Annotated in this window: 26 protein-coding genes; 17 read left to right on the top strand and 9 right to left on the bottom strand. The window is 43.9% G+C overall.

Going from position 1 to position 25,733, the window contains the following annotated elements:
• The 14 genes from AB5935_RS07480 to AB5935_RS07415 all read left to right on the top strand — a co-directional run.
• Positions 1-1,023, top strand: a 1,023-nt coding sequence (locus tag AB5935_RS07480) for an O-antigen polymerase (RefSeq protein WP_368327381.1), incomplete at its 5' end; no start/stop codon positions are given.
• A 9-nt stretch (positions 1,024-1,032) separates the two neighbouring features.
• The gene (locus tag AB5935_RS07475) at positions 1,033-1,971 is read left to right on the top strand and encodes a glycosyltransferase family 2 protein (protein ID WP_011965585.1); all 939 of its coding nucleotides are present in this window, start codon (positions 1,033-1,035) and stop codon (positions 1,969-1,971) included.
• Positions 1,968-3,038 (top strand): glycosyltransferase, encoded by a 1,071-nt coding sequence (locus AB5935_RS07470; RefSeq protein WP_011965586.1) that lies wholly within the window; start codon positions 1,968-1,970, stop codon positions 3,036-3,038. Before AB5935_RS07475 ends, AB5935_RS07470 begins: the two co-directional genes overlap by 4 nt.
• Positions 3,022-4,212 (top strand): Coenzyme F420 hydrogenase/dehydrogenase, beta subunit C-terminal domain, encoded by a 1,191-nt coding sequence (locus AB5935_RS07465; RefSeq protein WP_054350268.1) that lies wholly within the window; start codon positions 3,022-3,024, stop codon positions 4,210-4,212. The genes AB5935_RS07470 and AB5935_RS07465 overlap by 17 nt, the downstream gene beginning before the upstream one ends.
• A gap of 5 nt (positions 4,213-4,217) precedes the next feature.
• The gene (locus AB5935_RS07460) at positions 4,218-5,315 is read left to right on the top strand and encodes a polysaccharide pyruvyl transferase family protein (protein WP_011965588.1); all 1,098 of its coding nucleotides are present in this window, start codon (positions 4,218-4,220) and stop codon (positions 5,313-5,315) included.
• Positions 5,316-5,695: 380 nt separating this feature from the next.
• Complete coding sequence (locus tag AB5935_RS07455) at positions 5,696-6,922, top strand: glycosyltransferase (RefSeq protein WP_038606091.1); 1,227 nt, start codon at positions 5,696-5,698, stop codon at positions 6,920-6,922.
• Positions 6,923-7,026: 104 nt separating this feature from the next.
• Positions 7,027-8,157, top strand: coding sequence for a DUF1972 domain-containing protein (locus tag AB5935_RS07450; protein WP_011965590.1), 1,131 nt, complete (start codon positions 7,027-7,029; stop codon positions 8,155-8,157).
• A gap of 42 nt (positions 8,158-8,199) precedes the next feature.
• Entirely contained in the window at positions 8,200-8,421 is a 222-nt protein-coding gene (locus AB5935_RS07445; protein WP_117870288.1) for a hypothetical protein, read from the top strand.
• A gap of 27 nt (positions 8,422-8,448) precedes the next feature.
• On the top strand, positions 8,449-9,258 hold the full coding sequence (locus AB5935_RS07440) for a YjbH domain-containing protein (protein WP_007837510.1): 810 nt from the start codon (positions 8,449-8,451) through the stop codon (positions 9,256-9,258).
• A gap of 21 nt (positions 9,259-9,279) precedes the next feature.
• Positions 9,280-10,185: a glucose-1-phosphate thymidylyltransferase RfbA gene (rfbA, locus tag AB5935_RS07435; protein ID WP_007837511.1), complete on the top strand. Its 906-nt coding sequence runs from the start codon at positions 9,280-9,282 to the stop codon at positions 10,183-10,185.
• A 3-nt stretch (positions 10,186-10,188) separates the two neighbouring features.
• Entirely contained in the window at positions 10,189-10,761 is a 573-nt protein-coding gene (gene rfbC / locus AB5935_RS07430; RefSeq protein WP_005840522.1) for a dTDP-4-dehydrorhamnose 3,5-epimerase, read from the top strand.
• Positions 10,761-11,621, top strand: coding sequence for a dTDP-4-dehydrorhamnose reductase (rfbD, locus tag AB5935_RS07425; protein WP_007842531.1), 861 nt, complete (start codon positions 10,761-10,763; stop codon positions 11,619-11,621). The genes rfbC and rfbD overlap by 1 nt, the downstream gene beginning before the upstream one ends.
• 24 nt (positions 11,622-11,645) lie before the next feature.
• Positions 11,646-12,722 carry a dTDP-glucose 4,6-dehydratase gene (rfbB, locus tag AB5935_RS07420; RefSeq protein WP_329912882.1) on the top strand — a complete coding sequence of 359 codons (1,077 nt, stop codon included), beginning with the start codon at positions 11,646-11,648 and terminating at the stop codon, positions 12,720-12,722.
• Entirely contained in the window at positions 12,722-14,197 is a 1,476-nt protein-coding gene (locus AB5935_RS07415) for an undecaprenyl-phosphate glucose phosphotransferase (RefSeq protein WP_149940888.1), read from the top strand. Before rfbB ends, AB5935_RS07415 begins: the two co-directional genes overlap by 1 nt.
• 467 nt (positions 14,198-14,664) lie before the next feature.
• Here AB5935_RS07415 and AB5935_RS07410 read toward each other — a convergent pair whose 3' ends face one another.
• From AB5935_RS07410 to AB5935_RS07385, 6 genes are all read right to left on the bottom strand, one after another.
• Positions 14,665-15,183: an N-acetylmuramoyl-L-alanine amidase gene (locus AB5935_RS07410; protein ID WP_007837524.1), complete on the bottom strand. Its 519-nt coding sequence runs from the start codon at positions 15,181-15,183 to the stop codon at positions 14,665-14,667.
• A 36-nt stretch (positions 15,184-15,219) separates the two neighbouring features.
• Positions 15,220-15,342: a smalltalk protein gene (locus AB5935_RS07405; protein ID WP_007837526.1), complete on the bottom strand. Its 123-nt coding sequence runs from the start codon at positions 15,340-15,342 to the stop codon at positions 15,220-15,222.
• 151 nt (positions 15,343-15,493) lie between these two features.
• Positions 15,494-16,033, bottom strand: coding sequence for a DNA-binding protein (locus AB5935_RS07400; protein WP_005840512.1), 540 nt, complete (start codon positions 16,031-16,033; stop codon positions 15,494-15,496).
• A 282-nt stretch (positions 16,034-16,315) separates the two neighbouring features.
• Complete coding sequence (locus tag AB5935_RS07395) at positions 16,316-16,540, bottom strand: DUF4248 domain-containing protein (RefSeq protein WP_007837531.1); 225 nt, start codon at positions 16,538-16,540, stop codon at positions 16,316-16,318.
• Between the two features lie 17 nt (positions 16,541-16,557).
• Entirely contained in the window at positions 16,558-18,501 is a 1,944-nt protein-coding gene (locus AB5935_RS07390; protein ID WP_008673641.1) for a DUF3987 domain-containing protein, read from the bottom strand.
• Between the two features lie 3 nt (positions 18,502-18,504).
• Positions 18,505-19,074 (bottom strand): BT4734/BF3469 family protein, encoded by a 570-nt coding sequence (locus AB5935_RS07385; RefSeq protein WP_007845310.1) that lies wholly within the window; start codon positions 19,072-19,074, stop codon positions 18,505-18,507.
• Positions 19,075-19,259: 185 nt separating this feature from the next.
• On the opposite strand from AB5935_RS07385, the gene AB5935_RS07380 reads away from it, so the two are divergent.
• The 3 genes from AB5935_RS07380 (at position 19,260) to AB5935_RS07370 (ending at position 22,353) form a co-directional block, all read left to right on the top strand.
• Positions 19,260-19,727 (top strand): hypothetical protein, encoded by a 468-nt coding sequence (locus tag AB5935_RS07380; protein ID WP_007837537.1) that lies wholly within the window; start codon positions 19,260-19,262, stop codon positions 19,725-19,727.
• Positions 19,728-19,782: 55 nt separating this feature from the next.
• Positions 19,783-22,062 carry a DEAD/DEAH box helicase gene (locus tag AB5935_RS07375; RefSeq protein ID WP_032934013.1) on the top strand — a complete coding sequence of 760 codons (2,280 nt, stop codon included), beginning with the start codon at positions 19,783-19,785 and terminating at the stop codon, positions 22,060-22,062.
• Between the two features lie 114 nt (positions 22,063-22,176).
• Positions 22,177-22,353 (top strand): DUF4250 domain-containing protein, encoded by a 177-nt coding sequence (locus tag AB5935_RS07370; protein WP_005840500.1) that lies wholly within the window; start codon positions 22,177-22,179, stop codon positions 22,351-22,353.
• 62 nt (positions 22,354-22,415) lie between these two features.
• On the opposite strand, the gene AB5935_RS07365 is transcribed toward AB5935_RS07370, so the two are convergent.
• The 3 genes from AB5935_RS07365 to AB5935_RS07355 form a co-directional block, all read right to left on the bottom strand.
• Positions 22,416-23,303, bottom strand: a complete 888-nt coding sequence (locus AB5935_RS07365) for a helix-turn-helix domain-containing protein (protein WP_007837541.1) — start codon at positions 23,301-23,303, stop codon at positions 22,416-22,418.
• 255 nt (positions 23,304-23,558) lie between these two features.
• Positions 23,559-24,644, bottom strand: a complete 1,086-nt coding sequence (locus AB5935_RS07360) for an AMP-binding protein (RefSeq protein ID WP_007837543.1) — start codon at positions 24,642-24,644, stop codon at positions 23,559-23,561.
• Complete coding sequence (locus tag AB5935_RS07355) at positions 24,641-25,696, bottom strand: o-succinylbenzoate synthase (RefSeq protein WP_368327380.1); 1,056 nt, start codon at positions 25,694-25,696, stop codon at positions 24,641-24,643. The genes AB5935_RS07360 and AB5935_RS07355 overlap by 4 nt, the downstream gene beginning before the upstream one ends.
• Positions 25,697-25,733: the final 37 nt, after the last annotated feature.

The raw sequence follows: 25,733 nt of genomic DNA, 5'->3' as shown, positions 1-25,733 counted from the left end.
CGTATAACCTTAATGCCTATAGTAAAATATGACATCACTCCTAGGAAAGAACTATCTATAACTAACAAGCAAGGTGTGTTTTTACACTATTTTACTCTTTTTTTAATAATCATTTCTTTTGAACCTTTTGGGGAGAATTTGTTGCATCTACCTTCTGTGATAGCTAATTCCGATTATGCTGCAAAAATGTATGATAGTAGAGTCGAGTATCTTTCTTTTATAGGACGAAAATTAAATAGAATTTCGACTTCTTTTGAGCTGATTTACCCTCCATTACTATTTTATTTTTTGCAAAAAAAAATAATATCAAAAAAAATCGTATATGGACTTATAATGGTAATTTTAAGTTTTTGGATTCATGAATTAGGATTAGGAGGGCGTTCTAAATTAGTGCAAAATATTTTATATTTAGTTATTTGCTTTTTTTTGATGAGACCCTATATAAATGCTTGTATAACTAAAAAAATTATTTTATATGGAAGTGTTGTTATTGGGTTAGGAATTTGTATGGTATTGCTCATTTCTATTTCTAGATTTACAAGTATAGAAGCAGAAGGTAGCAATATAGAAAATATTTGGATATGGCTAGGACTTTATGCCGGTGAAGGAGTTCTTAATTTCAATTCTCTAATGTGGTATGTAGAAAAAAGCACTGGGGGCGATTCAACATTTATTTTTTTAAAAGATTTACTTGGACTTACGAAAGGCTCTGGGGTTGAAGACAATTGGGCAACAGTTAGCAAATTGGGGATACCTGGAAATATATTTTATACGTATATAGGATCCATTTTTGAAGACTTCAATAAAATAGGCACATTAATATTTCTTTTAGTGTTTTCTACAATTACTATCAAATTAACTAAAATAAAAAACGGATTAATAACATTTCCTCAAATAATAATATTATGCTTATGCGCAAGGGTGTTGGTTATTCCTACATTTTATACATACACTTCCTTAATGGCACAAACAAATTTGTTATGTGTCCTTTGTTTTTCTATGGTTATCTATTTAAAAAAATAATCTGCAGCTATGAAAAATCCAACTGTATCCATTATTATTCCTGTTTACAATGCAGAAGGTACTATTACACGCTGCCTAGATAGTATCATACATCAGACATATTCAAGCATTGAAGTTATAATTATTGATGACGGTAGCTCAGACTTATCAGGAAGCATTTGTGATAATTATGCAACAAAATATAATTATATACAAGTAATACATAAAAAAAATGAAGGAGTTAGTATAGCCCGTCAAATAGGAGTTAAACATTCGAAAGGATTATATTCAATTCATGTTGATGCAGATGATTACATTGATAAATGTGAAATAGAAAGAATGATGGATATAGCATTAAAATTTAATGCGGATATGGTTGTTTGCGATTATATATTAGAATATAAGAAAAATAAGTTTGTATACCAGAAAGGTATGAAGGATGCCTGCGATGCATTTGATTTTCTTAAACAAATATATAATGGAATATTCATTGGAACATTGTGGAATAAATTGATTAAAACATCACTTTACAATAATGTCATTTTTCTAAAGCAATGTAATTATTGTGAGGATGTTTATATTTTAACTCAAATACTTTCAAATAACATATCAATTAATTACATCAATGAAGCTCTATATCATTACTGTTATGATGCATCATCTTTAACACGGGAAATAAATAGAAATTATATAATAAATCGTATAATTTTTATCCAAGAAATCGAGAAAATACTTCCTTTAGACCTTGATCTCAGCCGATTTAAAGCAGGTATAAAATTGTCTATACTGAAATCTGGAGAATATACATATAAAGAATATATTAATTTATACCCAAATACAAACATTCCGAAAGAACTATTGAATAAAAGAAATTTACTGTTTTTATCAACAGCAAATTTCTTTATTGGCTATCAATTTCTAAAGATATTATTCAATTTGAAAAAAAGATTCAAATCATTTCACTTATGACAATCATCCATATCACCTATGCCTTCGGTCTTGGAGGTATAGAAACTATGCTGCGTAATATTGCGAATGAGCAAGCTAGATTCGGGTATAATATACATCTGATTGTTATCAATAATAATGTTAACGATGAGCTTCGCACAAGTTTGAATGAAAAAATCAAATTCTACTGCCTGGAAAGGCGAAAAGGTTCTAAAAATCCTCTGCATTATATTAAGCTAAACTTACTTCTTAAAAGAATCAATGCAGATGTTATTCACTTGCACTACTCATCTATTGCGAGATTCATTTTTTTATCTTCATTGGAGCGCAAGCTATGTGTTACACATCATGATGTATGTAACGGAGGAAATTTTGTAAACTTATATAGATGTAAAAGGGTTTATGCAATTTCCAATATTGTTAAAGAAGATATTTTTAAATGGACCGGTCTGAATTCAGAAGTCGTTCTTAATGGTGTTGATGTGAGTAAAATCAGATACTCTACTGCTCGTCAAGTTGATATTTTCAGAATCGTACAAGTGAGTAGACTCATGCATGAAAAGAAAGGACAACATATATTAATAAAGGCTTTTCATCAATTAATAGATCGTGGACATACTCAGTTGCACCTTGACTTTATAGGTGAAGGTGAATCTCGTGAGTATTTGGAGAATCTTGTTAATGAGTTGGGACTGTCCACATATGTCAGTTTCTTGGAAGCAAAAAATCAGTCGTATATCTATACTCATCTGTGTGAATACGACTTGTATGTACAACCATCTATTTATGAGGGTTTTGGACTAACCGTAGCCGAAGCTATGGCGGCGAAAATCCCCGTACTTGTATCGGAAAATCAAGGGCCGTTAGAAATCATAGATTATGGTAAATATGGCTATTCATTCAAAAATATGGATGTAAATGACTGCGCTGATAAGATTGAAACCTTTTTGAAAGGGCATAATAATATTTCTATGATTGAAAGTGCTTATAAAAGAGTTACGGAACTTTATAATGTGCGGATTACGGCTAAAACATATTTAGAAAAATACAAAGAATTTATAGAATCAGATTATGCTCCAGTACATTGACAATAGAATAAACTACAACTATTCCCTATGTCAGCAATGTGGCATTTGTGAGGCAGTATGTCCTAAACAGGCAATATCATTCAAGTTGTTGAAAAACGGCATACACAAGGTTGTCATTGATGACGAGAAGTGCATCAGGTGTCTGCGATGCGTAAAAAGTTGCCCTGCTAATAAGAAAGAAGGTTATGATGGATATTTCAATAACTTTTCGATTAAAAAGTATTTTTTAGGGTATAATAAGGACAACAAGATAAGGTGTGAAAGCTCGTCGGGCGGGGTGTGCAAGACATTGATTATTGAGAGCCTGAAAAACAACTTGGCTGACGGCGTGTACACGTTGAGGAAGACCGGACGTTATCCGTATGCCGAAGGCGAGTTTTACACGAAAGAGAATATACCTCGATATGATGACATTCCGAACTCGGTTTACCACTCTGTACTTGCGTGTCGTGAGGTAAAGAAAATACAGCGGTGCGAGCGTCTGATTGTTATCGGTACCAGCTGCCAGCTTAGGGCCATGAATACCATACTGAAAGGGAAGGCGAATGAGATTATCAGAATTTGTATTTTTTGCAAGCAGCAGAAGACTTTGGATTCGACCAGATTTCTCGCTAAAATTATGGGTATGGAAATCTCTGAAAATCTAAATTTCTCGATCCGTTATCGTGGGAACGGATGGCCGGGAATTGTTCGAGTGAACGAATCTGAACTGTCTTGGAATAGGGCAGCTCAGATTCCGTTCGGTAGAAGATTGTGGACTATTCCTGGCTGCAATGTTTGTGGTGACTCGTTCGGGACAAATGTCGGAGCGGACATAACCTTAATGGACCCTTGGAAAATAAGATCTGAAAACGATTTGGGTGAAACCTTAGTCATCGTACACACAGACAAAGGACTTAATCTGTTGAATAATATCTTATCGTTAAGGTCAGAACAGAAAGCATATAAAGAAGTAGCACTTGCGCTCGACTTGAAAGACATTTGGCGCAAACAGCAGCTTGTGCCGTTCTTCCGTGGCGAAAATTGTACGGAGACTGTCCTCAAGGCAGGTAAGGCTGAGCAAAGCCAGAGAAAGTTCTTGCGCTCTGTGGTTGAGACACTGCCAAGAATGCCGATTCTCTTCTACCGCATTTTATGCAAAATTTCTGACAGGCGAAATAACATATTAAAATAACGTTTATGGATATAAAAGTAATTACCCGACATGCTCCGTCTAATTACGGTTCTTTATTGCAGTCAATAGCCACAATAACGACATTGGAACGATTAGGGCATAAATGCGAAATCATAGATTACATACGCGATGACGAACACGGACTTAGTGCCGTAAAAACAAACCTTAACAACAAGCAGAGATGGTCCGGTAATTCGTTGAAGAAATTGGCATATATAGTTTTACGTTATCCTGAAGAAAAGAAGGCTGAACTGAACTTCAGAGAAATGCGCAGGAAGTATCTGAAACTGACGCAGCTATGCAGGACACATGACGATCTGAAACGTCTTGATGCCGATATATTCATGACCGGCAGTGATCAAGTATGGGGACCTACTCTCAACGGACACTATGATGAAGCTTATTTTCTCTCATTCGTAAAAGACAAAAGGAAAATAGCGTATGCGGCAAGTTTAGGCAGAACTGATTTTACGGCAAAGATACTTTCTGAATACAAAAAACTGTTGTCTTCATATTCAGGCATAGCTGTAAGAGAAAATACGGCTGTCGGGTTGCTCAGGCAGATGGACATTGAATGTGCAGGACAAGTTCTTGACCCAACACTCCTTCTTACAGGTGATGAATGGAGCAGAATGATAAAAAAAGATATGGGCGGCAAATATGTTTTAGTGTATCAGCTTCATAATAACCCTGCGTTAAGTAAATATGCAGTTAGATTCGCAGAACATGTTGGACTGCCTTTATATAGAGTGTCCCCCACTTTCCACCAAATCCGCAGGGGCGGCAAGTTTATATATCTGCCTGATCTACCTGATTTCCTGTCATACATAAAGAATTCTACTTATTTCATAACAGACTCTTTCCACGGAACTGCCTTCGCGTTGAATTTCAATAGGCAGTTTATTGAGATATTGCCAAACAATAAGACCGGAAACAGAAATCAGAGCATCTTGCAACTGACGAGGTTGCAAGACAGAATTGTTACGGATTATGCTGACTGTTCAATAAGCGAACGCATGATTGATTATGAAAGGGTTAATGATATTTTAAGAAAGGAGCGCATTCGATCTTTGGGAATACTGAAACAGCTTCTTCGTCAATAGGTTACCTCACCTGAGTAGTTACGTCAATAGCATCTTTTTATATACACACTTTATGAGCTTTGACTAGAATAAAAGAATCTTTCGACTTTTGCTGGTTTTAGTGAGCCTGTTGCAGTTTGCAAAGGGAAATGTTTCTCAAGATTCAACCTATCTGATGTTCTATGTCTCTATGTTTCATCCTCACAAGGAAGTAAAGATAAAAGTGAAATCTATCTGTTGGACCGAGATTCGAAAAAGGACAGGAAGATGAAACAGGATTTGTTAAAACAGATAGATTATAAACCTGTCTGGTTGGTTCTTGACAGGCATATACATTAGAATTTTACAGACTCAAACCGAAAAGGTTGAGTGACAATAACCGTCTAATATCTTTTTATTTAATGAAAATTCTGCAAATTAACGTCTTTAACTATCGTAAGGGTGGTTCTGAGGTCGTGTATTTCAGTACGATGGAGTTGCTGAGGATGCATGGCGAAGAGGTTGTCAATTTTGCATTGAGATGGCCTGAGAATTATCCTTCTGAATATGAATCGTATTTTCCTGAATCAAAGGAAACCCGAAGTGAACTGTTGAAGCCTGTAAAAAACATCATCAATTATTTCAATAACAGGGAAGCAGCCCGGAAGTTGGAACAGCTGATAGAGAAGGAACGTCCTGACCTGGCACATATGCATTTGATCTGGGGACAGATTACCGGTTCCATTTTGCCTGTCTTGAAGCGGCATAATGTACCAATCATATTTTCCATTCACGATTATCGCATCGTATGTCCCGCCTATACGTTCAGGAACGGGAAAGGTGAGATATGCGAGCAGTGCAGGGGAAGAAACTTTTATCATTGTGTGATCAACAAATGCACGAAAGACAGTTATCTACTAAGCGTGATGATGGCGATAGAACAATGTTACAGGAATCGCTTCTTCAATCCCGCCGAATACATTGACGGTCTTATCTATGTAAGTCAGTTTGCCAAACAGATGCATGAAAAATACATGCCTGAATTGAAGGAGAAAAGGAACATTGTCCTGTATAATCTGGCTGATAAAATACTGGATGCACCTGCCCAAAAGACAGATAGATATTTCCTATTTTTCGGAAGATTGTCCTACGAAAAAGGCGTAAAAACATTGATTTCAGCTTTTAAGGATATGCCAAATAGCAATCTGAAAATAGCAGGTACCGGTCCGCTGGAAGATGAATTGAAAGATTACACCAAATCCAACAACGTTACCAATGTGGAATTTTTAGGATATAAGTCAGGTAAAGAACTGACAGATTTGGTTGAGAACGCTTATTTCATCATAGTCCCGTCTGAGTGGTATGAGAATAACCCGATGACTATCATAGAAGGATACGCGGCAGGCGTGCCTGTTATCGGCACAAACATCGGCGGCATACCTGAGATTATAGAAGAAGGAGTAACCGGATACTTGTTCACTCCGGCCAATTCCGTTGATTTGACAAGAGTTGTGAAAGCGGCTGATTCATTACCAGCAGAACAATATTCAAACTATCAACAGAATGCACTGAGTTTTGCCAGAAAGCATTTTGACAGGGAAAAATACTATCCGCAACTGATAGGCTTCTATAATCAGCTTGTTAAGTAATACATTTTTTTCAATCCGATATTGCTCCAATAATATATTATAGTTCAACAAGTATTCCAATATAACCATTTGGGAATACTCTCTAAAATTATATTCCAATATTTATGAAGATAGCATTTGTCAGCACCCGTGGTATACCTAATAACTACGGGGGATTCGAACAGTTTGCTGAATACATTTCCGTAGGGATGGCACAAAGAGGTCATGAAGTGGTAGTCTATTCACCCAAGTTTCATCCATATCAGGAAAGCACGTACAAAGGTGTGCGGATTAAGCATATCTACAGTCCGGAAACATGGATGGGCAGTTCAGTCGGCAGTTTCTTCTATGACTTTGCATCGTTACGTGATGCTTTGAAGAAAGAAGATTTCGACATCATCTATGAGGCAGGATATACGAGCATCATTCCTGCTTACATTTGGTTCAACGTGAAAAAACGGAAACGTCCAATATTCACCACGAACATGGACGGATTGGAGAACAAGCGGTCGAAGTTCAGCCCGATGGTGAGACGCTTTCTAGACTGGGAAGAGAAGATGGCGGTGAAATACAGTCATTACCTGATAGCCGACAACATGGGTATCCATGATTACTATAAAGAAAAATATGGCAAGGAAAGCAAGTTCCTAGCTTATGGCGCAGACATACACGATGATTTTAAGGCGGAATACTTGGAGGAGTTCGGATTGAAATCGGAAGAATATTACATCCTGATAGCACGCCTTGAACCGGAAAACAACATCGTGATGGCGATAGAAGGTTATCTGCACTCCAAAGAGAACGGACGCAGACCGCTGATTGTGGTCGGCAAGACAAACACGCCTCATGGTAAAGAACTTGTAGAGAAATACGGGAACGAGAGAAACGTGGAATTTGTCGGCGGCATCTATGATTTCAAAAAGCTGGATTCAGTCCGTCATTTCTCAAAGGCCTATTTCCACGGTCACAGTGTGGGAGGAACAAATCCTTCCCTGCTTGAGGCGATGGCGGCAGGCTGTTTCATCTTTGCTCATGACAATATTTTCAACCGTGCCGTACTGAAGGAGAATGCTTTCTATTATCCTTCGGCAGACAAAGTCACTGAATATCTTAACCGTATTGACACGATTGCGGAGGGAAGCAAGATTCAATATACAGCCCGTAATATTGAAGTAATCAGGAACGAATACTCATGGGAAAGTTTGATAGATAAACACGAAAAATATTTTTATTGGTTACTTTCTCAGAAACAATAAATTGCTACCTTTGTTCATGATATCATCATGAATAATTAGGTTTTGGCAAAAAAAGAGTATAGACAACTTTCCGCACAAGAGGAAACGGCATTCATCCTAATGGTGTTGTTGGATGAAGGCAAAAGCAATTTGCCTTATAGATTGTTGCATTGTTTGACAAGTGTACATTTTGCCAATCAATATTATTTAAAAAGACTGTTCTCCGGATACCGTTCTTTAAACTATAATTTTTATCGTGATAAATTTGAAAAGGAACAAGGTTGATTGTTGTTTTTCCTGCCTTTTGTTTTAATGAAGAAAATTTTATTTGTTTTTCTGCTGTGTATGATATGGCAGGAAGGTTTTTCTCAGTATGTGTATGGAACCACCGGACTTCTGCACATGCCTACTGCCGATATGCAACGGGATAAGACATTCCTGTTCGGAGCTTCTTATTTGGATGTGGCTGCTACTCCTGCCCATTGGAATTATCATACGTTTAATTACTACATTAATATCACCATTTTTCCTTGGCTCGAAATCGGATATACTTGTACCTTGCATAAGGCAGAACACGGTAGTACTTATTTTCCACCTTCCGTTTGGGGGAAATATTGTAACCAGGACCGACAGTTTTCAGGGCGGTTGCGTATATGGAAGGAAGGGTGGTGGAAAGAATGGACTCCTCAGATTGTATTGGGCGCGAATGATCCAAGTACCAATGATATATTAGGAAATTCTGATAAAGATGATTATGGCATTGGTGGAGTAGGAGAGATGGGTAATGGACATTGGAACCGATATTATATAGCTGGTACTAAGCATTTTTATTTCAAAAATAGGGGAGAGCTAGGCATTCATGTTGCTTATTTATACAATAAACGGAAAGACTATCATTTAAACGGTCCGGCTGTTGGAGTAAATTTTCATTTTTATCTATCGGGTACAAATTTCTTTGTGAAGGCATTAAACAATCTTAATGTAATGGCTGAATACGACAGTCGTACCATAAACTGTGGGTTAAAATATAGTTTTTGGAAAGATTATATTAATGCTGTGGTAGAAATGACAGAATGTAAGCATTTGTCAGGCGGAGTGATATTTAAAGTACATTTAAAATAACAAACACTATAACTTATTCGTATGAAAGGAATTGTTCTCGCCGGTGGTAGCGGTACCCGTCTGTACCCCATCACCAAGGGAGTAAGCAAGCAGCTTCTCCCCATCTTTGACAAACCGATGATTTACTACCCCATTTCAGTCTTGATGCTGGCAGGCATCCGTGAGATTCTGATTATATCCACTCCCTATGATCTGCCCGGCTTTAAGCGTCTTTTGGGCGATGGATCAGACTATGGTGTGAAGTTCGAGTATGCCGAACAACCTTCTCCCGATGGTCTTGCACAAGCCTTTATTATCGGAGAGAAATTCATTGGTAATGATTCTGCATGTTTGGTATTAGGCGACAATATCTTCCATGGTAACGGTTTCAGTTCTCTTCTTCGTGAAGCCGTGCGTATGGCGGAAGAAGAACAAAAAGCCACTGTATTCGGTTACTGGGTGAACGATCCGGAACGTTATGGTGTGGCAGAATTTGATGCGGAAGGTAACTGCCTGAGCATCGAAGAAAAACCGGAACAGCCCAAATCAAATTATGCAGTGGTGGGCCTCTATTTTTATCCCAACAAAGTAGTGGAAGTGGCCAAGAACATCAAACCTTCCGCACGTGGCGAACTGGAAATAACGACAGTGAACCAGCGTTTTCTAGAAGATCGTGAACTGAAAGTACAGACGTTGGGACGCGGTTTTGCCTGGCTGGATACGGGGACGCATGATTCATTGGCAGAAGCTTCGACTTATATAGAAGTCATTGAAAAACGTCAGGGTTTGAAAGTGGCTTGTCTGGAAGGAATTGCTTATCGCAAGGGCTGGATAACGGCAGATAAGATGCGTGACCTTGCCAAACCGATGCTGAAAAACCAATACGGTCAGTATCTGCTCAAAGTGATTGATGAAGTGGAACGTACAGGCAAAGAAAATCTAGATTAAGATATGGAGGTTATAAAAACAGGAATAGAAGGTGTGGTGGTCATTGAACCGCGCATCTTTAAAGATGAAAGAGGCTATTTCTTTGAATCTTTTTCTCAACGGGAGTTTAATGAAAAGGTGATGCCTGTCAATTTTGTACAGGATAATGAGAGTATGTCATCGTATGGCGTGATGCGTGGGTTGCATTTTCAGCAAATGCCTTATACGCAGAGCAAGCTGGTGCGTTGTGTAAAAGGTGCCGTACTTGATGTGGCGGTAGACATCCGCAAGGGAAGTCCTACATACGGGCAGCATGTTGCGGTGGAATTGACGGAGGAAAACCATCTCCAATTCTTTATCCCCCGTGGATTTGCCCATGGCTTTGCCGTATTGAGTGAAACAGCGGTTTTTCAATATAAGTGCGATAACTTCTATGCACCGCAAGCTGATGGTGGCATTCAGCTGCGCGATGAAAGTCTGGGTATTGATTGGAAAATACCCGTTGCCGAGGCCATTTTAAGTGAGAAGGATTTGAAACATCCTTTGTTGAAAGACTATGACTCTCCGTTTGACTACACTATTAATCTATACGAATGATGAATATACTTGTTACAGGTGCCAATGGTCAACTTGGCAATGAGATGCGCAGAGTGTCGTTAGACAGCCGGAATCGTTATCTCTTTACAGATGTAAATGAACTGGATATCACAGATGCGACAGCTGTCTGTAATATGTTGAAAAAGGAGCAGATAGATGTGATTGTAAATTGTGCTGCTTATACGAATGTAGACAGGGCGGAAGATGATTTTGCTATGGCCGATTTGCTGAATAACAAAGCTGTGGAGAATTTGGCTGTTGCTGCCGCAGAAACAGGTGCCACGCTTATTCATGTATCTACAGACTATGTGTTCCGAGGGGATAAAAACATTCCTTGCCGTGAGTCTTGGGAAACTGATCCGTTGGGTGTCTATGGAAAAACCAAACTGGCGGGCGAACAGTCTTTGGTAAAAGCAGGATGTAAATATCTTATTTTCCGCACAGCTTGGCTTTACTCGCCTTTCGGTAAGAACTTCGTGAAAACCATGCGGCAATTGACTTCAACAAAAGATTCACTGAAAGTGGTTTTTGATCAAGTAGGCACTCCTACTTATGCCGGAGATTTGGCTGCTTTGATCTATAACATAATCGAAGAGAACTTGCTGGATCGTCAAGGTGTCTATCATTTCAGCAATGAAGGGGTATGTTCTTGGTATGATTTTGCGAAGGAAATTTGTGAATTGAGCGGAAATAATTGTGACATACAGCCTTGTCACAGCGATGAGTTCCCCAGTAAGGTGGAACGTCCTCATTTTTCGGTGCTGGATAAAACAAAAGTGAAGGAAACTTTTGGTATCACTATCCCTTATTGGAAAGATTCTCTAAAGAAATGTATGCTAGAATTGGAAACTCAACAATAACTAATTAAAACAATATTTTAAATTATGGATTCATTTAAACGCAATATAATCATTACCGGTGGTGCCGGTTTTATCGGCAGCCATGTGGTACGTCTTTTTGTAAACAAGTATCCGGAATACCGCATTATAAACTTGGATAAACTGACTTATGCCGGTAATCTGGCCAATTTGAAGGATATAGAGGACAAACCGAACTATATTTTTGTAAAGGCGGATATTTGTGATTTTGGAACCATTCAGGAATTATTGGTGCGATATCAAGTGGATGGTATTATCCATCTTGCCGCCGAGAGTCATGTGGACAGAAGTATCAAAGATCCGTTTACTTTTGCACAAACCAATGTGATGGGTACATTGGCTTTGCTTCAGGCAGCCAAGTTGTATTGGGAATCCCTGCCGGAAAAGTATGAGGGGAAACGTTTTTATCATATTTCTACCGATGAAGTATATGGGGCATTGGAATTTGACGGGACTTTCTTCACGGAGGAAACCAAATATCAGCCTCATAGTCCGTATTCTGCAAGTAAGGCAAGTAGTGATCACTTTGTTCGTGCTTTTCATGACACATATGGTATGCCTACCGTTGTAACAAACTGTTCTAACAATTATGGTCCTCATCAGTTTCCGGAAAAATTGATTCCGCTTTTTATCAACAATATACGTCATGGAAAACCATTGCCGGTATATGGTAAGGGAGAGAATGTACGCGACTGGTTGTATGTTGTGGATCATGCCCGTGCTATTGATCTTATTTTTCATCAGGGCAGAACAGCGGATACATATAATATCGGTGGTTTCAATGAATGGAAGAATATAGATTTGATAAAAGTAATAATCAAAACCGTGGATCGTTTGTTGGGAAATCCGGAAGGCACTTCAGAGTGTCTGATAACTTATGTGACCGACCGCAAAGGTCATGATCTCCGCTATGCGATTGACAGCAATAAACTGAAGCACGAATTAGGATGGGAGCCTAGTTTGCAATTTGAAAAAGGAATAGAGAGAACGGTCCGTTGGTATTTGGACAATCAGGAATGGATGGATCATATTACCAGTGGCGAATATGAAAAATATTATGAGTCGATGTATAAGAACAGATAATGAGAATCCCAGTTGGGGATAACACGGCATACATCTTTAAACTTACCCCCCATACCACTATGAAAGACAAATTAGCATCCTACAACCACCTGATCGAGACCTTTGTGATTGTCACCGAGACCTTTCTTTGCGGTCTGCTATTCCTGCTTTTCAGCAAGCTGTCCAATGAGATGCAGTGGGATAGCCTGCAGGTTGGTGGAATCACCGTTCTGCAAATCATGCTTACACTAATGTTATGTTACGCCCTTTGCGCCATCCATTCAGGAGTAGTGCTTCACCGGAGGAAAGTGCATTCCCTTCAGATATGGAAACGTGTGCTCGAGAATATGTTCCTGTTTGTCCTCCTGGGCGGTCTGGTCCTTTCTGTAGGAAACTATGCGGATATAGCCTCCCTGTTCATGCTGGAGTACCTTTTTCTCCTGTTTATGTGTCTTGTTTCGTTCCGTTTCACTCTTCGTCTTCTCATCAGGCTTTACCGTATGAGCAAGAAACATACGCGTTTTGTGGTACTGGTAGGAAGTACGGACAACAACTTGGAAATCTACCATGAGATGTCGGGCAGTGAAGATACAGGTTATTCGGTCGTGGGCTATTTTGACGGTCAGGCGAATCCTGCTTTTCCGGTAGAATGTCCGTATTTGGGCCAGCCGGCGCAGGTACAGGAATATCTGGAGAAACATGATTATGTACATTACCTGTTCTGCTGCCTGCCCTCAAAAGACAGAGAGGTCATTGTTTCTCTGATTAATTACTGCGAGAACCATCTGGTACATTTCTTCAGTGTGCCCAATGTGCGCAATTATCTCCACCACCGTATGTCGTTCAACATCATGGGGAACGTCCCTTACCTGGGCCTTCGCCCCGATCCCTTAAGTTGGCCGGGGAACCGCCTGCTGAAAAGAACCTTTGACATAGTAGTCTCATCGGTGTTCCTTTGTACGCTTTTTCCGATTATTCTGATTGTGGTGGCGATAGTGACCGGATTGACCATGCCCGGCCCGCTGTTCTTCCGCCAGAAACGGAACGGGCTGAACGGCAGGGAGTTTTATTGTTACAAGTTCCGCAGTATGAAAGTAAATGCAGATGCCGACAGGATACAGGCCACAGAGCATGATCCCCGCAAGACGCGCTGGGGCAATATAATGCGTAAGACGAATATAGATGAGCTGCCCCAGTTTATCAATGTGCTGTTAGGAGATATGAGTATCGTGGGGCCTCGTCCTCACATGCTTCTCCATACGCAGGAATATTCAAGGTTGATCAATAAATATATGGTGCGGCATTTTGTGAAACCGGGTATAACGGGATGGAGCCAGGTTACGGGTTTCCGTGGGGAAACGAAGGAACTAAAAGACATGGAGGGCCGTATCCGTGGTGATATCTGGTATTTGGAGCACTGGAGCTTCGGTCTGGACCTTTACATCATGTACAGGACGGTGGCGAATGTCTTCCGTGGCGAGAAGAATGCCTATTAGTAAAACGGGCTGTTCTTAACGATCCTTCTCGATGAGGGTCCTTAGTAATTTAGCAGTTAAAAAACTTTGTTTTTGCAGCCTGTTATTTCCGTCTGCCGGCCGGAAATGGAACATAGCCGGCACTAATGTTAGATCAGAACCCTTGTCCTTTGTGAAAAGTGCAGGGGGAGCTCCGGGAACGAGAGCGCTTGTTCCCGGAGCTTTAATAATAAAGAAGATTATCCGATTAGGATTTGTTCAGCTTTAAAAATAAACGCGGATTATACAATAACCCGTAACAGGAAGGATTTTTTATTTTCTGATATTACTATATTTACTCCTAAAGAATTTTTATCTATATGATAGTCTGTTTCGGTGTGTCGGTACCGACCGGATGATCTTAGTAAAAAATTCCCTCTGCCAGTAGTATCACTCTCTACTTGAGAGCAGAAACGAACACTGGCAAAAGGAAACCTTGGGAAAAGAAATTACCTTTCCAAATATCCGAACACCCCTTCCGCGTCAAAACACGGACAAGCCTTCGGGATGCTTCCGCTCATATCCCTATGTCCCCTTATCCGGGCACCGGGAAAGAGCTTTGCCAGACGCATCAGCAACAAGATAAGCTGTTCTGTCTGCTCTGCGGTCCGGGTGTCTGCCGGATGTCCGTCTGCATCCAGACCGCCCTCGTAGCAGATGCCGATGCTGCAACGGTTCCAGGGACGGCAGTGTGCCCCCACTTCCAGCAGTTTGCGGTGCTGGGTGATGGTGCCGTCGCGACGGATATAGAAGTGGTAACCTACAGTCCGGAAACCACGGGTCTTATGGTCACGAAGTAATTGCTCGGCAGTATAGTCTTTGTCACAACGTGTGGCGCTACAGTGGAGGATGAGGTATCGCACTGATTCGCGTCCTTGCATCAGCGCTCCGTCCTCTACGGTGAGGAGTTGGCGTTCGTTCTTCATTTCTTCCTCACCGATTATCATTGGGAATGTTTCTTGTATCATAATAAATTGAGATTTGGAAAATGTTGTGTTTGTTCTTTAGATGAGGGATGCGCAACTGGTAATGCCCAAAGCGGTGAGTGCCGCGATGGCTGCCTGGATAACTGCCCGGAGAATTTGTGTCCAGGTGATTTTCTTGGATTCGTGGTTGGATTTATTCATGGAAATATCTGTTTTTTGTCAGTTTAAAATGCGAATGGAACAAAAGGAGGTTACGGAACTGGCGGACAGACACGGGGGAGTGAAAGAAGAATCCGTGTCGCCCGTGTTCCATAATCACATCATGCTATCTCTGTGGAGCGGAACAAGCCGGTCAGCTATTCTCGTCTGCCGGTTCACCGGAAGCGGCTGGAATGCGGGAGGCGTCAGCATCGTCAGCGGCAATGCCGGCGGCAGAAGAATTGCCTGTCAGGTCTACCGTAGTCTTTCCGGCCTTCAATGCCTTCACTACTTCGGCGGCTGCCTTGCGTGTGGGAACCAGTTGGAATTCGGCATCTTGGCGCAGGTTGTTGAAACGGACGCCCGGAGCCCACAGTACGTTCACCTCGGTGATGTTCTCCACAGTGAACTCTGCCATCGAATGGGCGCCGAGGCTTCGGATACTGTTCGAAAATACGCCCAGATCGCCCATCTGTATCTGCTGTCCGTTCAACAACTGCTCGCGCAGGCAGTCCACGGCAAGAATAAGGATGGCCTGGATATCGGCGCGCGAATATACACATCCGTGGCTGGCAATGTGGTAACAGAACTTGTCCAGTGTCATTACTTGTGAGTACTGGGCGTTGGCATACGCCTTCTTGGCCGCGTCTTTGTCGGTGGGGTTACCACGCATGCAGGTGCTGTAGTTAATCATGATAAATAGGGTTTTAAGAGATGAAAAATAAAAAATGAATTTCGTCAGTGAAGAAGGAGAATACTTTACTTTTCTTGCGGATTGCACGTAGGTAACGTGTAAGGCTGAAGGTTAGTAACGTATGGGGTTACATGTTAGTAACATGCTAGGCCGAAGGTTAGTAACGTATCGGCTCCCTCATTGTTGACATTGCAAAGATAGGTACTGTGAAATGCGTGCTGACGCTTTATGACACCTTGTGGCACTTTATGGCTTTCATCCTGTTCCAGAGAGCTTGCAGGGCTATCCGGGGCTGCCCAGATGCCGGTTGATCAGTGTCACCTGGCGGCTCGTGAAGACTTTTTGCGAGGTATAGTAACCCGTTGCGGATAACTCTTCCATCAGAGGGGGACAGCCGTTTATCCACCTCATCAGATGCCGGGTGGCTATCCGGGGATTTGAACCGGGAAAATAGAGCAGAGCCAGGCTACCCTTTGTCATGGATGGGAAATAAAGGAAATCTTTCATATTTATACATTTTAAATTCAGGAATCTTGCAAACTTGCAGAACTTGCACTCTCTCTCACACCCACACACGTACGTGTGTGCATGCGCGCGTTGAATTCGTATTCGCCACGCCCCACTTTGACCAGCTGTCCGCGTTCGGTCATACGTTTCAGCAGCGAGTCCACCGAGCCTGCCGGAACTCCTACCTGTTCTCCTTTGTCGATGGCTTCGTTGCGGGTGAAGCGCAGGGGAAGGCAGTCGAACAGGGTTTCGGGAGTCATGTTCGCCGATGGTGCGCTGGGGGTTCCTGCGGGCAGGAGCGAGAGAATGTGGCATGCATGGCGGTACAGAGGTTCCACCAAGGCCAGCACGGCATAAAAGTCGTCGGTGCGGATGGAGAGGTTGAATTGCGGCACGATTCCGTCTGCTATGTTTTCTTGTGGAATATGGGCCGACGGGGTCAGTCCGGGACAGTTCAGCAGGGTACGCACGATGTTTTCCTGTGGTTCGCCGCTCCTTTCGCCTCCCGGCAGCAGGGATTCCAGAGAGCGCAGCAGGGCGATAATGCTTATGATGCGGAAGATATTGATGGCAATACGGGTTACAGCGCTTTTCATCTGGTTACCGTGAATGGCGGAGGCTCGTCCGAATACACGGGCAAAGTGGAAGTTGAATATCTCTTTTTGCTCGTGGGTGAGCTTCATGTTGATGTTGCTCACCGAGGCGGTGATGGCGTTCAGCACTTCTTTCCATTGTGCCCCCCATTCCAGAAAACGGGAGTCATAGTCTGTATCCGCTTCGTTGAACTGGTCTTCCCATTCTTCAATGGCAGGCATATAGTAGAACAGCTGGCGCGAGAACAATCCGTTTTCGGCCGATGGGATAAGGGGCTTGATTTGTGCAGGCGTGCCGCTGAGAAGCACGCAGAGGAACGTGACGTTACATTCGCGGTATTCGTGATTGGTGCGCCGGTTGTAGGCCAGCCGGTCATGGTCGAAACATTTCCGGAGGAGGTCGCTCCAGTGTCCGTGATCGCCTCCAATGGCGGTGCTCACGGTGTCGGCCTCGGTTTCGCATATCAGTCCTACGCCTCCGGAGTCCATCAGGTTTTCCTGTATGCCTGTACCGGTATTGTCACCGGCTATGAGGAGCATTTTCAGCTGGGGCTGTTCGGGTTCAGGGGTATTTACCTTTTCCTTCCCCAAAGTGTCCCATTTGGTCTTTTCCATGCGGTAGGTCTTTATTTTTTCCCGGTAGGTGTCCAGCAGCGCGTTGTGTATGGGTTCTGCCAGACGGCGTACCCAGGTCAGTGCACCCTTGCCGGAAGCGGGAGGCGCGGTGACGAACACTTGCAGACAGGGATACTTGTGTTTTCGTCCGTACACAAAACTTACCAGTTTGTTGAGGGTGCTTCCCAGCACGGTTGCTGCACCCAGCAGCAGGATATCCCGTTGGGCGGGAGAGTTACCGCAGTCTATGATCCCTTGCAGGAAGGCGGGCCAGCGGTAGTCGGGGAAAGAGGGAAGTCGGGCAGGGAGGATGGCTTTGGGCACGCCGTCGGACAGGGGGGAGGCTGTGTCCGTGAAAACAGCGTCGGGCGGAGTCCCGTCGGAGGCATCCGGATGGGCATTATAGGATACGCGTGCACGTGTGTGGGTGTGGAGAGACTGCAAGTTCTGCAAGTTTGCAAGTTTCGGGTCCATTTTCACCCCGGCCACCTCTGCCAGATGGAAGACGGTTCCCAGGGAATTTCTGCCTGTTCCTTTGGTCAGAGCATGTCCGTACAGTTTGTCTGCTTCATCGTGGTGGTACTTTTCGGATATGCGGCAGATGCGGTGGAACCGGGTGCGTCCTTCTTCTCCGCAACTGTTGGCTATGGCAAAGGCCAGCGGCATATATTCCTGATAGGTGGGGGCCACATTGACTCCCGCTTGTTCGATGGCTGTTACCAGCTGTTCCAAGATAGAAATAGAATCGTTCATTTTTTAATATTTATGGTTATTGATTTTCGCTTCTCCGTCGTGCGACAGAAAACAGGCTCTGGACAAGTCGGCATTGGCCCTGTCCACTTTCAGCTCGTATTTCCATTCCAGATACTCCCATGCGGTGTGCAGGGCATTGTCGAAGGATTCTTCTACGCTCAGGAAAGGGTTTATGCGATAAGGGATAAAAAGTTTTACTCCCTGATTTCCGGGGCTGACAAAGGAAAGTACGGGGTGCAGCACTTCATCGGCAAAGAGACGGTCGCGCCACATTGCCGCTTCTTCGGTGGAAGCCAGTTCGTCAATATCTATGACAAAGAGGCCCGAAGGAACTTGCATGCATTGCTCTTTGCAGTAAGAGAAGATACCTGCCGGAGTGACATACGGTAAAAGGGTCTGTTTATTCTTTCGGAACGCTTGCTTGTCTCCGAGTCCGGCTCTGACTTTACGCGTCAGTTCTTCCAGTTGCGGATTGGTGCTGATGTAGGTATGAAGCCCTGCCACACTGCATATACATGTGGGTATTTTATTGGTGACGGGTGCATTGAAAAATGACATGATGTATTCTTTCATAAAAGAAATTGATTTTGATTTATCTGCACAAATATACGGGTAGGGAATGACGTATGGAAATCGATTCATAACCGTTTACTATCTGTTTACTATTGGTGCATGCTATTGATTATATATTGATGAAATATGGATTTTGATTAACGATCTGTTGATAATAATTAAAGAATAGAGAAAAGAAATAGTATATGAATGAAAAACCTGATATGATGATAAATATTTATGGCGGAAATAATCTGATTGCTCCTGTGGCATCTTCCGCCATTCAGAACTTTTATGGCGACCGGGGTGATGAGGCCGCCGACCAACCGGAAGATTCTGAGAAAACGGAGAATACAGAAAGTGTGGCGGATGAGAAGCCGGCACAGGAACCGGCGGAACTGTCGGATGATGAATTTTACGTATCGGTCTATATACCCGATATAAAGGTGATGAGGGCTTACAAGATACTTTTGGGAGAGTGTACCACGGCACGCGAACTGGCGGTGGTGGTAGGAAAGATGCTGGCCGATGAGAACTGTAGGAATGTAGACAAACACACGGTGGTGAAAGCGGCTTTCATCAAGTCGTTGCTACCTTTTGCCAAACGGCTTGTGTCGGGCGGTACGATAGCCAATATACGGGCGCAGATTAATAATATGCTGGCTAGTAAATAATTTTTTCAGTTATCCTCTTACTCCATTGGCACGTTAGCAAATCGGCAAATTATTTATGTTGCGGGATTATCAGATAGAGATGAAAACACGTCTGATGGAAGCGTGGAAAGCTCACCGGAGTGTGATGGTGCAGATGCCTACCGGTACGGGCAAGACACATCTGCTGGCATCTGTGGTCAGTGAGTTCGTGTCTTCTGCCGGCAGCGGGGTATGGCTTATTGCCCATCGTAGGGAACTGGTGGCGCAAATGGAGGAAACGCTGGCTAAATATGGTATCCGGAGGGAGGATACTCCGGTCAGGGTGATGTCTGTCCAATGGCTGTCCCGGCACTGGAATGAGGCGGGTGATGCTCCGGGACTGATTGTGATAGACGAGGCTCATCATGCCTTGGCCGCTTCTTACACGGAGATGTGGAAGCGTTATCCTGCCGCAAAGAAACTGGGTGTGACTGCCACACCTTGCCGCCTGAACCGTAGGGGGTTCACGGAACTGTTCGAGGTACTGGTTACTTCGTGGAGTATTGCCGAGTTTATTGAAAAAGGCGTGTTGTCTGTGTTCGATTATGTATCCATCCGTCCCGGCAGCGAGGAGCAGCGGCTCATTGACGGTCTGGAGAAACGGGGGGCCGATGGGGATTATCAGGTGAAAGAGATGGATGCGGTACTGAACAGGCGTCCCGGTATCGAGCGCCTGTACCGCAGTGTCAGGCAGTTTGCTTCCGGCAAGAAGGGGATGGTGTATGCCATCAGCATTGAACATGCCCGGCGGATAGCGGAGTATTACAGCAGGCGGGGAGTGAATGCGGTGGCTGTGGACAGCAAGACTCCTGCTATGGAGCGTAAGCGGATGGTGGAGGAGTTCAGACATGGAAAAATCGAGGTGCTGGTGAATGTGGATGTATTCAGCGAGGGGTTCGACTGTCCCGATGTGGAGTTTGTACAACTGGCCCGTCCTACTTTGTCACTGGCTAAATATTTGCAGCAGGTAGGACGCGGATTGCGGAGATCGGAGGGCAAGGAGGCGTGTATGCTGATAGACAATGTGGGGCTGTACCGCATTTTCGGGCTTCCTACACAGCGATGGAACTGGGATGCTATGTTCCGGGGACGGATGGCGGGAAAGGGGAGTTTGCCCGGACGGATGAATTGTGATGCTTCCGTTACTGCTTTTCCGGTGGTGGAAAGGCCGGCTGAAGCCGGTGGGGACTTGGTGATGGTTATGGAGCACGGGCGTTTGCTTTCTTCCATCAGAGAGCAGGCTTTGCCGGATGAGAAGGAGCAGTCACCGTCATGCAGGCTGAGGGCATTTGTAGATAAGGAAACAGGTCTTTGGGGATTGGAAAAGGGAGATGAGATGCTGCCGGACGTTTCGTTTAAAGAGATTTTGAGTATCAAAGGACGTTTTGCCGTGGGGAGGCTTCGGAACGGGTGTGTCCGGGTACTGGATGATACGGGGGCTTTGGTGGCCGAACTGGGGCATTGCTGTGAGGTGAGGTTGCTGAAAGATGATTTGTTGCAAGTCCGTCATGCCGGGAATTCGGTGTCTTATGTGGATTTACGGAACGGCCGGTGTTATGCTGTCCGCCCGCGTGTCCTCAGATACGGGAGCATAGAATTGTTACAGGTGAACCGTACTTATTACAGCAGGACAAGGCAGGTGTATGCCAATACATACGGGTTGCCTTCTTCGTCCATTGTGTGGATGGGGTTTTATGTGAAGATGTACGATGGCAGAGTGCCTTCCCGATGCCGCCGCATGGAAGATGGAGGCTTTTGTTGTGAACCGCAGGTTTGTCTGTTGGAAGGGGATGAGGAGCGTGCTTATTATCTGAGCGGACGGTTGCCGGATCAAAGTATTGTGGTGATGGATGAGGAGGGACGGTATTATCATGTGGAGAAAGGACATGGAAAGCGTTATGTGGCTTGTAACCGTCCGTCGGACCGGAGTGAGGATTTTGATGAGGCGGTGGCATTGCTCCGAAGGCAGGCGGACGAGCGTGTGGAGAAACATTTGCAGGAGGAAAAGTGCGAGACTGAACGGAAACGGCAGCGTATAATCAGCAGGAGTGTGGAGGCCGTACCTTTTCAGATAGGAGTGAAATGGGGGTTGAGGACAGCGGAGCAGATTTTGATTCCACCTGTCTATCGGAGAATATTGCGTCCGGTGGGTGGTTATTGCGCCTATCAGGACAGCTCCTGCCAGTGGGGGGTGCTGACTGTAGACGGAAGGATCATTATCCGGGCCCGGTATATGGAGGTGGAGATAGACAGGGATGGAACGGCGCGTCTTACTTTGGTTCCGGGGAAGATGGAAACGGTGAAGCTGACGGATTAATAGGATAAAAAGCAGGGGATAACTTTTTGTCAGACCGATATTTAGCGATGGAATACGGATCATTATGAAAAGTTTTGTAACTTTGCATCCGATTTTAAAAAAGGAGATATTGATATGGAATTACCTGATGACCCGATGATGCTTTTCAGCATGGTGAATATGAAACTTCGTGACTGCTATCATTCGCTGGACGAGCTTTGTGATGATATGAATGTAGACAAGGAGCTGTTGGTGAAAAAATTGAAGGCGGCCGGATTTGAGTATAGTAAGGAAAACAACAAGTTTTGGTAGATAGAGGGATCAGCCCGTTCCGGAAGAATGCTTGGGACGGGCTGATTTTTTTATTGAGATACCTATTGTTGATTATTTTTGTATAAGTCCTGTTTCCGGTATTGCAACAGGGATGTTCCGGTATGCCGCTTGAAGAAACGTCTTAAGGTGGCAAGATTGGCAAACCGGGTTCTTTGAACGATTTCCTGTATGCTGATGGATGGATTCTCCAATAATGCGTAAATCTCTTGCAGGGTATAATGTATAATCCATTCTTTGGGGGATTTTCCACTTACCAGAGTCAAGGCTTCAGTCAGGTATTTGGAGGAAACATGCAACTTTTCGGCATAGAACGCCACTTCTTTGTTTTCTTTGTAATGCTTTAACAGCAAATCCAGAAAAAAGTATCCGATTTCTTCTTTATGCAAGGTGGTGACTTTATGTTCTTTTACTGTGCTGTAATAGTCTGCATAAAGTTCCAGAAAAGGTAATTTCAGCAGATTGGTAATAGATTCTTTTGTAAATAAATAAGTTGGAGAAGTAGCTCTGTTGTATAGTAACCGGAAATAGAGGGAGAACTGTTCCGCTTTCTCTTGGGATAGCGAATAGATGCAGTGGGTTTGGGTGTAGGTATGAAAACCGGTCGGAAAACGTTTGATACTTCCATTGATCACGTCATAAAAAAGGGCATTTGAAAAAGTACAATAATCGATGGTGAAAGTCAGACTGGATTTTATAAATGAAACCAAGAATCCCGGCATGAAAATAAGAATGTCGTTTGCACAAATAACATATTTCCGGAGACCAATCTGGATCTCGGCATTCCCTTCAGTACACATACCCAAAACTCCTTCCGGCAGATAAGAGGGGTATTTGCTGAAAGGCACTGTGTGCGCATCCATATAAATACTGAAATCTTGATCGGACAGTCCTTCTTTGGTATCCTGTGGTTTTGGGGTATTATATAACATACTTTGTATCAGCTCTAGGTTCACAAAATTAGAATTTAATGATACATTCCGCCGGAAGTAGTGGACATAAGGGAAAATAAAACGGAAAAAAACTACGTGTATTTGATTTTTTTAATATAATGATAGGAGAACAATTTTAGCTTCCCGTAAGTTGTAGGAGAACACGGAAAATTATTCTTTTTTACAGAAAGAAGGGTGAATTCAAAAAGATCGTTTGATTTGTTTTTGAATTCACCCTTTATGAATGGAGCGGAGTTATTTTTGCGCCAGTAATTTGGCTATGGCACGGTCGGGTTTCCCGGTTTCTGTCAGGGGAAGTTTGAATACCGGAACAAAACGTTTGGGACGCCAGTAGGGAGGTAATTGATGTGTGCAGGTCTGTTCTATGTCGTCGGGCAGTTGCCCTTCGGCAAGCAGCACAATGATTTCTCCGAATTTTTCGTCGGGAGCGGAGGTGATCAAGAAAGGAACGGACAGGTGTTCTTTCAATGCGGCCTCTACTTGTTCTATCTGCACTTTCACTCCTCCGGTATTGATCGTATTGTCTTTTCTGCCTAGAATGCGGAATTGGTTCTGTCCGTTTATCTCGGCTATGTCATTGGTCACCAGTTCTTTTCCGCAAATTTCGGGAGCGTATATCACCAAGGTGTTTTCTTTACTCAGACGGATCTGTATGCTCTCGAAAGGGGTGTACCAGTCTGAAGCTTCAGGACCGTTCAGTCTGCGTAGGGCAATGTGTGATAAGGTTTCGGTCATGCCGTAAGTAGACCATACGGCATGGGGGAAATCTTTTAACGCAGCGTTCAATTGGGAGTCGATAGGACCACCTCCGATAATGAGGTGCCTGATTTGTTGCAATATCGCTCTCTCTTCGGGAACTTGCAGTGAGTTATAGACTTGCATGGGGATCATGGCGGCAAAGACGGGGGCTTTTGTCAGGTCTTTTAAAGGATGCCCGGATGGAGTGACAGGCAGCAAGTCCAGTCCCGCTACCAAGGCACGTACTACCACCATTTTTCCGGCAATGTATTGCAAGGGCATACAGAGCAGGGCGGAATCTTCTTTTTGTAGTCCGAGGAAGGAACAGGTGAGGCAGGCGCTTTCCATCATGCGTTCTTTTTCTACATACAGTTCCTTGGGTTTGCCAGTGGAGCCTGAAGTATGTACCAGCAGGGTGTCTGCCGGGTCAAACCATTCGGAAAGAAAGGAGAAAAGTTCCTGCCGGAAACTTCGGTTGTCGGCAGGGATATTCATTCTTACCATTTCAATTTCCCAATTGGAGTAGGGGATGCTTTCTATCAGAATGGTTTGTTTGTTTCTATTGGTGCAGAATTTTGTCATTGTTTCAGCCAGTTTAGTAAATCGGGTTCTTGTTCTTCGGGGTGGAACCAAAGGCAGTCCCCTTCGATGTGAAGCGGATAGTCTATATTGTCGGTAAACAGCAAGCCGGTACCTAGTCCTTGGGGGAGGGCGGGCTGCAAGGTGGCACACCATTGTGCGATGGCATTCAGTCCGATATTGGACTCCAGAGCGGAAGTGACCCATGAGCCGATGCCTCTTTCAGTCGCCAGTTCCATCCATTCTTCGGAGCCGCTGATTCCTCCGTGCAGAGAAGGTTTCAGGATAATGTACTGAGGACGGATGGTTTCCAGCAATTCTATTTTCCGGTCGCGCCGGTTGATGCCTATCAGCTCTTCATCCAGTGCAATGGGAAAGGGGGTGGCGGCACAGAGTCGGGCCATTTCATCCCATTGTCCCGCACGGATGGGCTGTTCGATGGAATGGAGCTGGAATTCGGAAAGACGATGTAACTTTTCGAGGGCATCGGTAGGAGAGAAAGCACCGTTGGCATCTACACGCAGTTCGATTTGGGCTGGGGTGAAATGCTGGCGGATGTGCGCCAGCAGCTCCAGTTCCTTTTCAAAGTCGATAGCGCCTATTTTGAGTTTGATGCAGCGGAAACCTTGCTGCATCTTTTCCCCGATGCGCCGGTACATCTCGTCAAAGTTTCCCATCCAGATGAGTCCGTTGATGGGGATACCCTCTTTGCCTTTGCTGAACGGGGTGTGCCAGAATTGCAGGCTGCGTGCCCGGAAATGCAGCAGGGCGGTTTCCATACCGAACAGGATGGACGGATAGGGAAGCAAGGCTTCCCGGTCTATTTCCCCATTCTTTTCCAGGTTCTTGCAGGCAGTGGCCAACACCTCGTCGTATGAGGGGATATCATCACAGCTCAGGGCAGGGAGAGGGGCGCATTCACCCACGCCATAGTGGCGGCTGCCGGTGTCGGTGAGGAGGATGTACCATACATTCCGGGTGGTATATACTCCTCTGGAAGTACCTGCCGGTTGCTTGAAGTGTAATTGTTTTTTTATAATTCGGGTTTGGAACATTCTTATTAGTGATTAGTGGTTAATGGGAAGCAAGGAG

The organism is Phocaeicola sp. RTP21198st1_B8_RTP21198_201120 (assembly GCF_040929485.1).
Classification (GTDB): domain Bacteria; phylum Bacteroidota; class Bacteroidia; order Bacteroidales; family Bacteroidaceae; genus Phocaeicola; species Phocaeicola dorei.
Note: the sequence above shows the minus strand (reverse complement) of the source record. Positions and strands in the feature narration are given on the sequence as shown.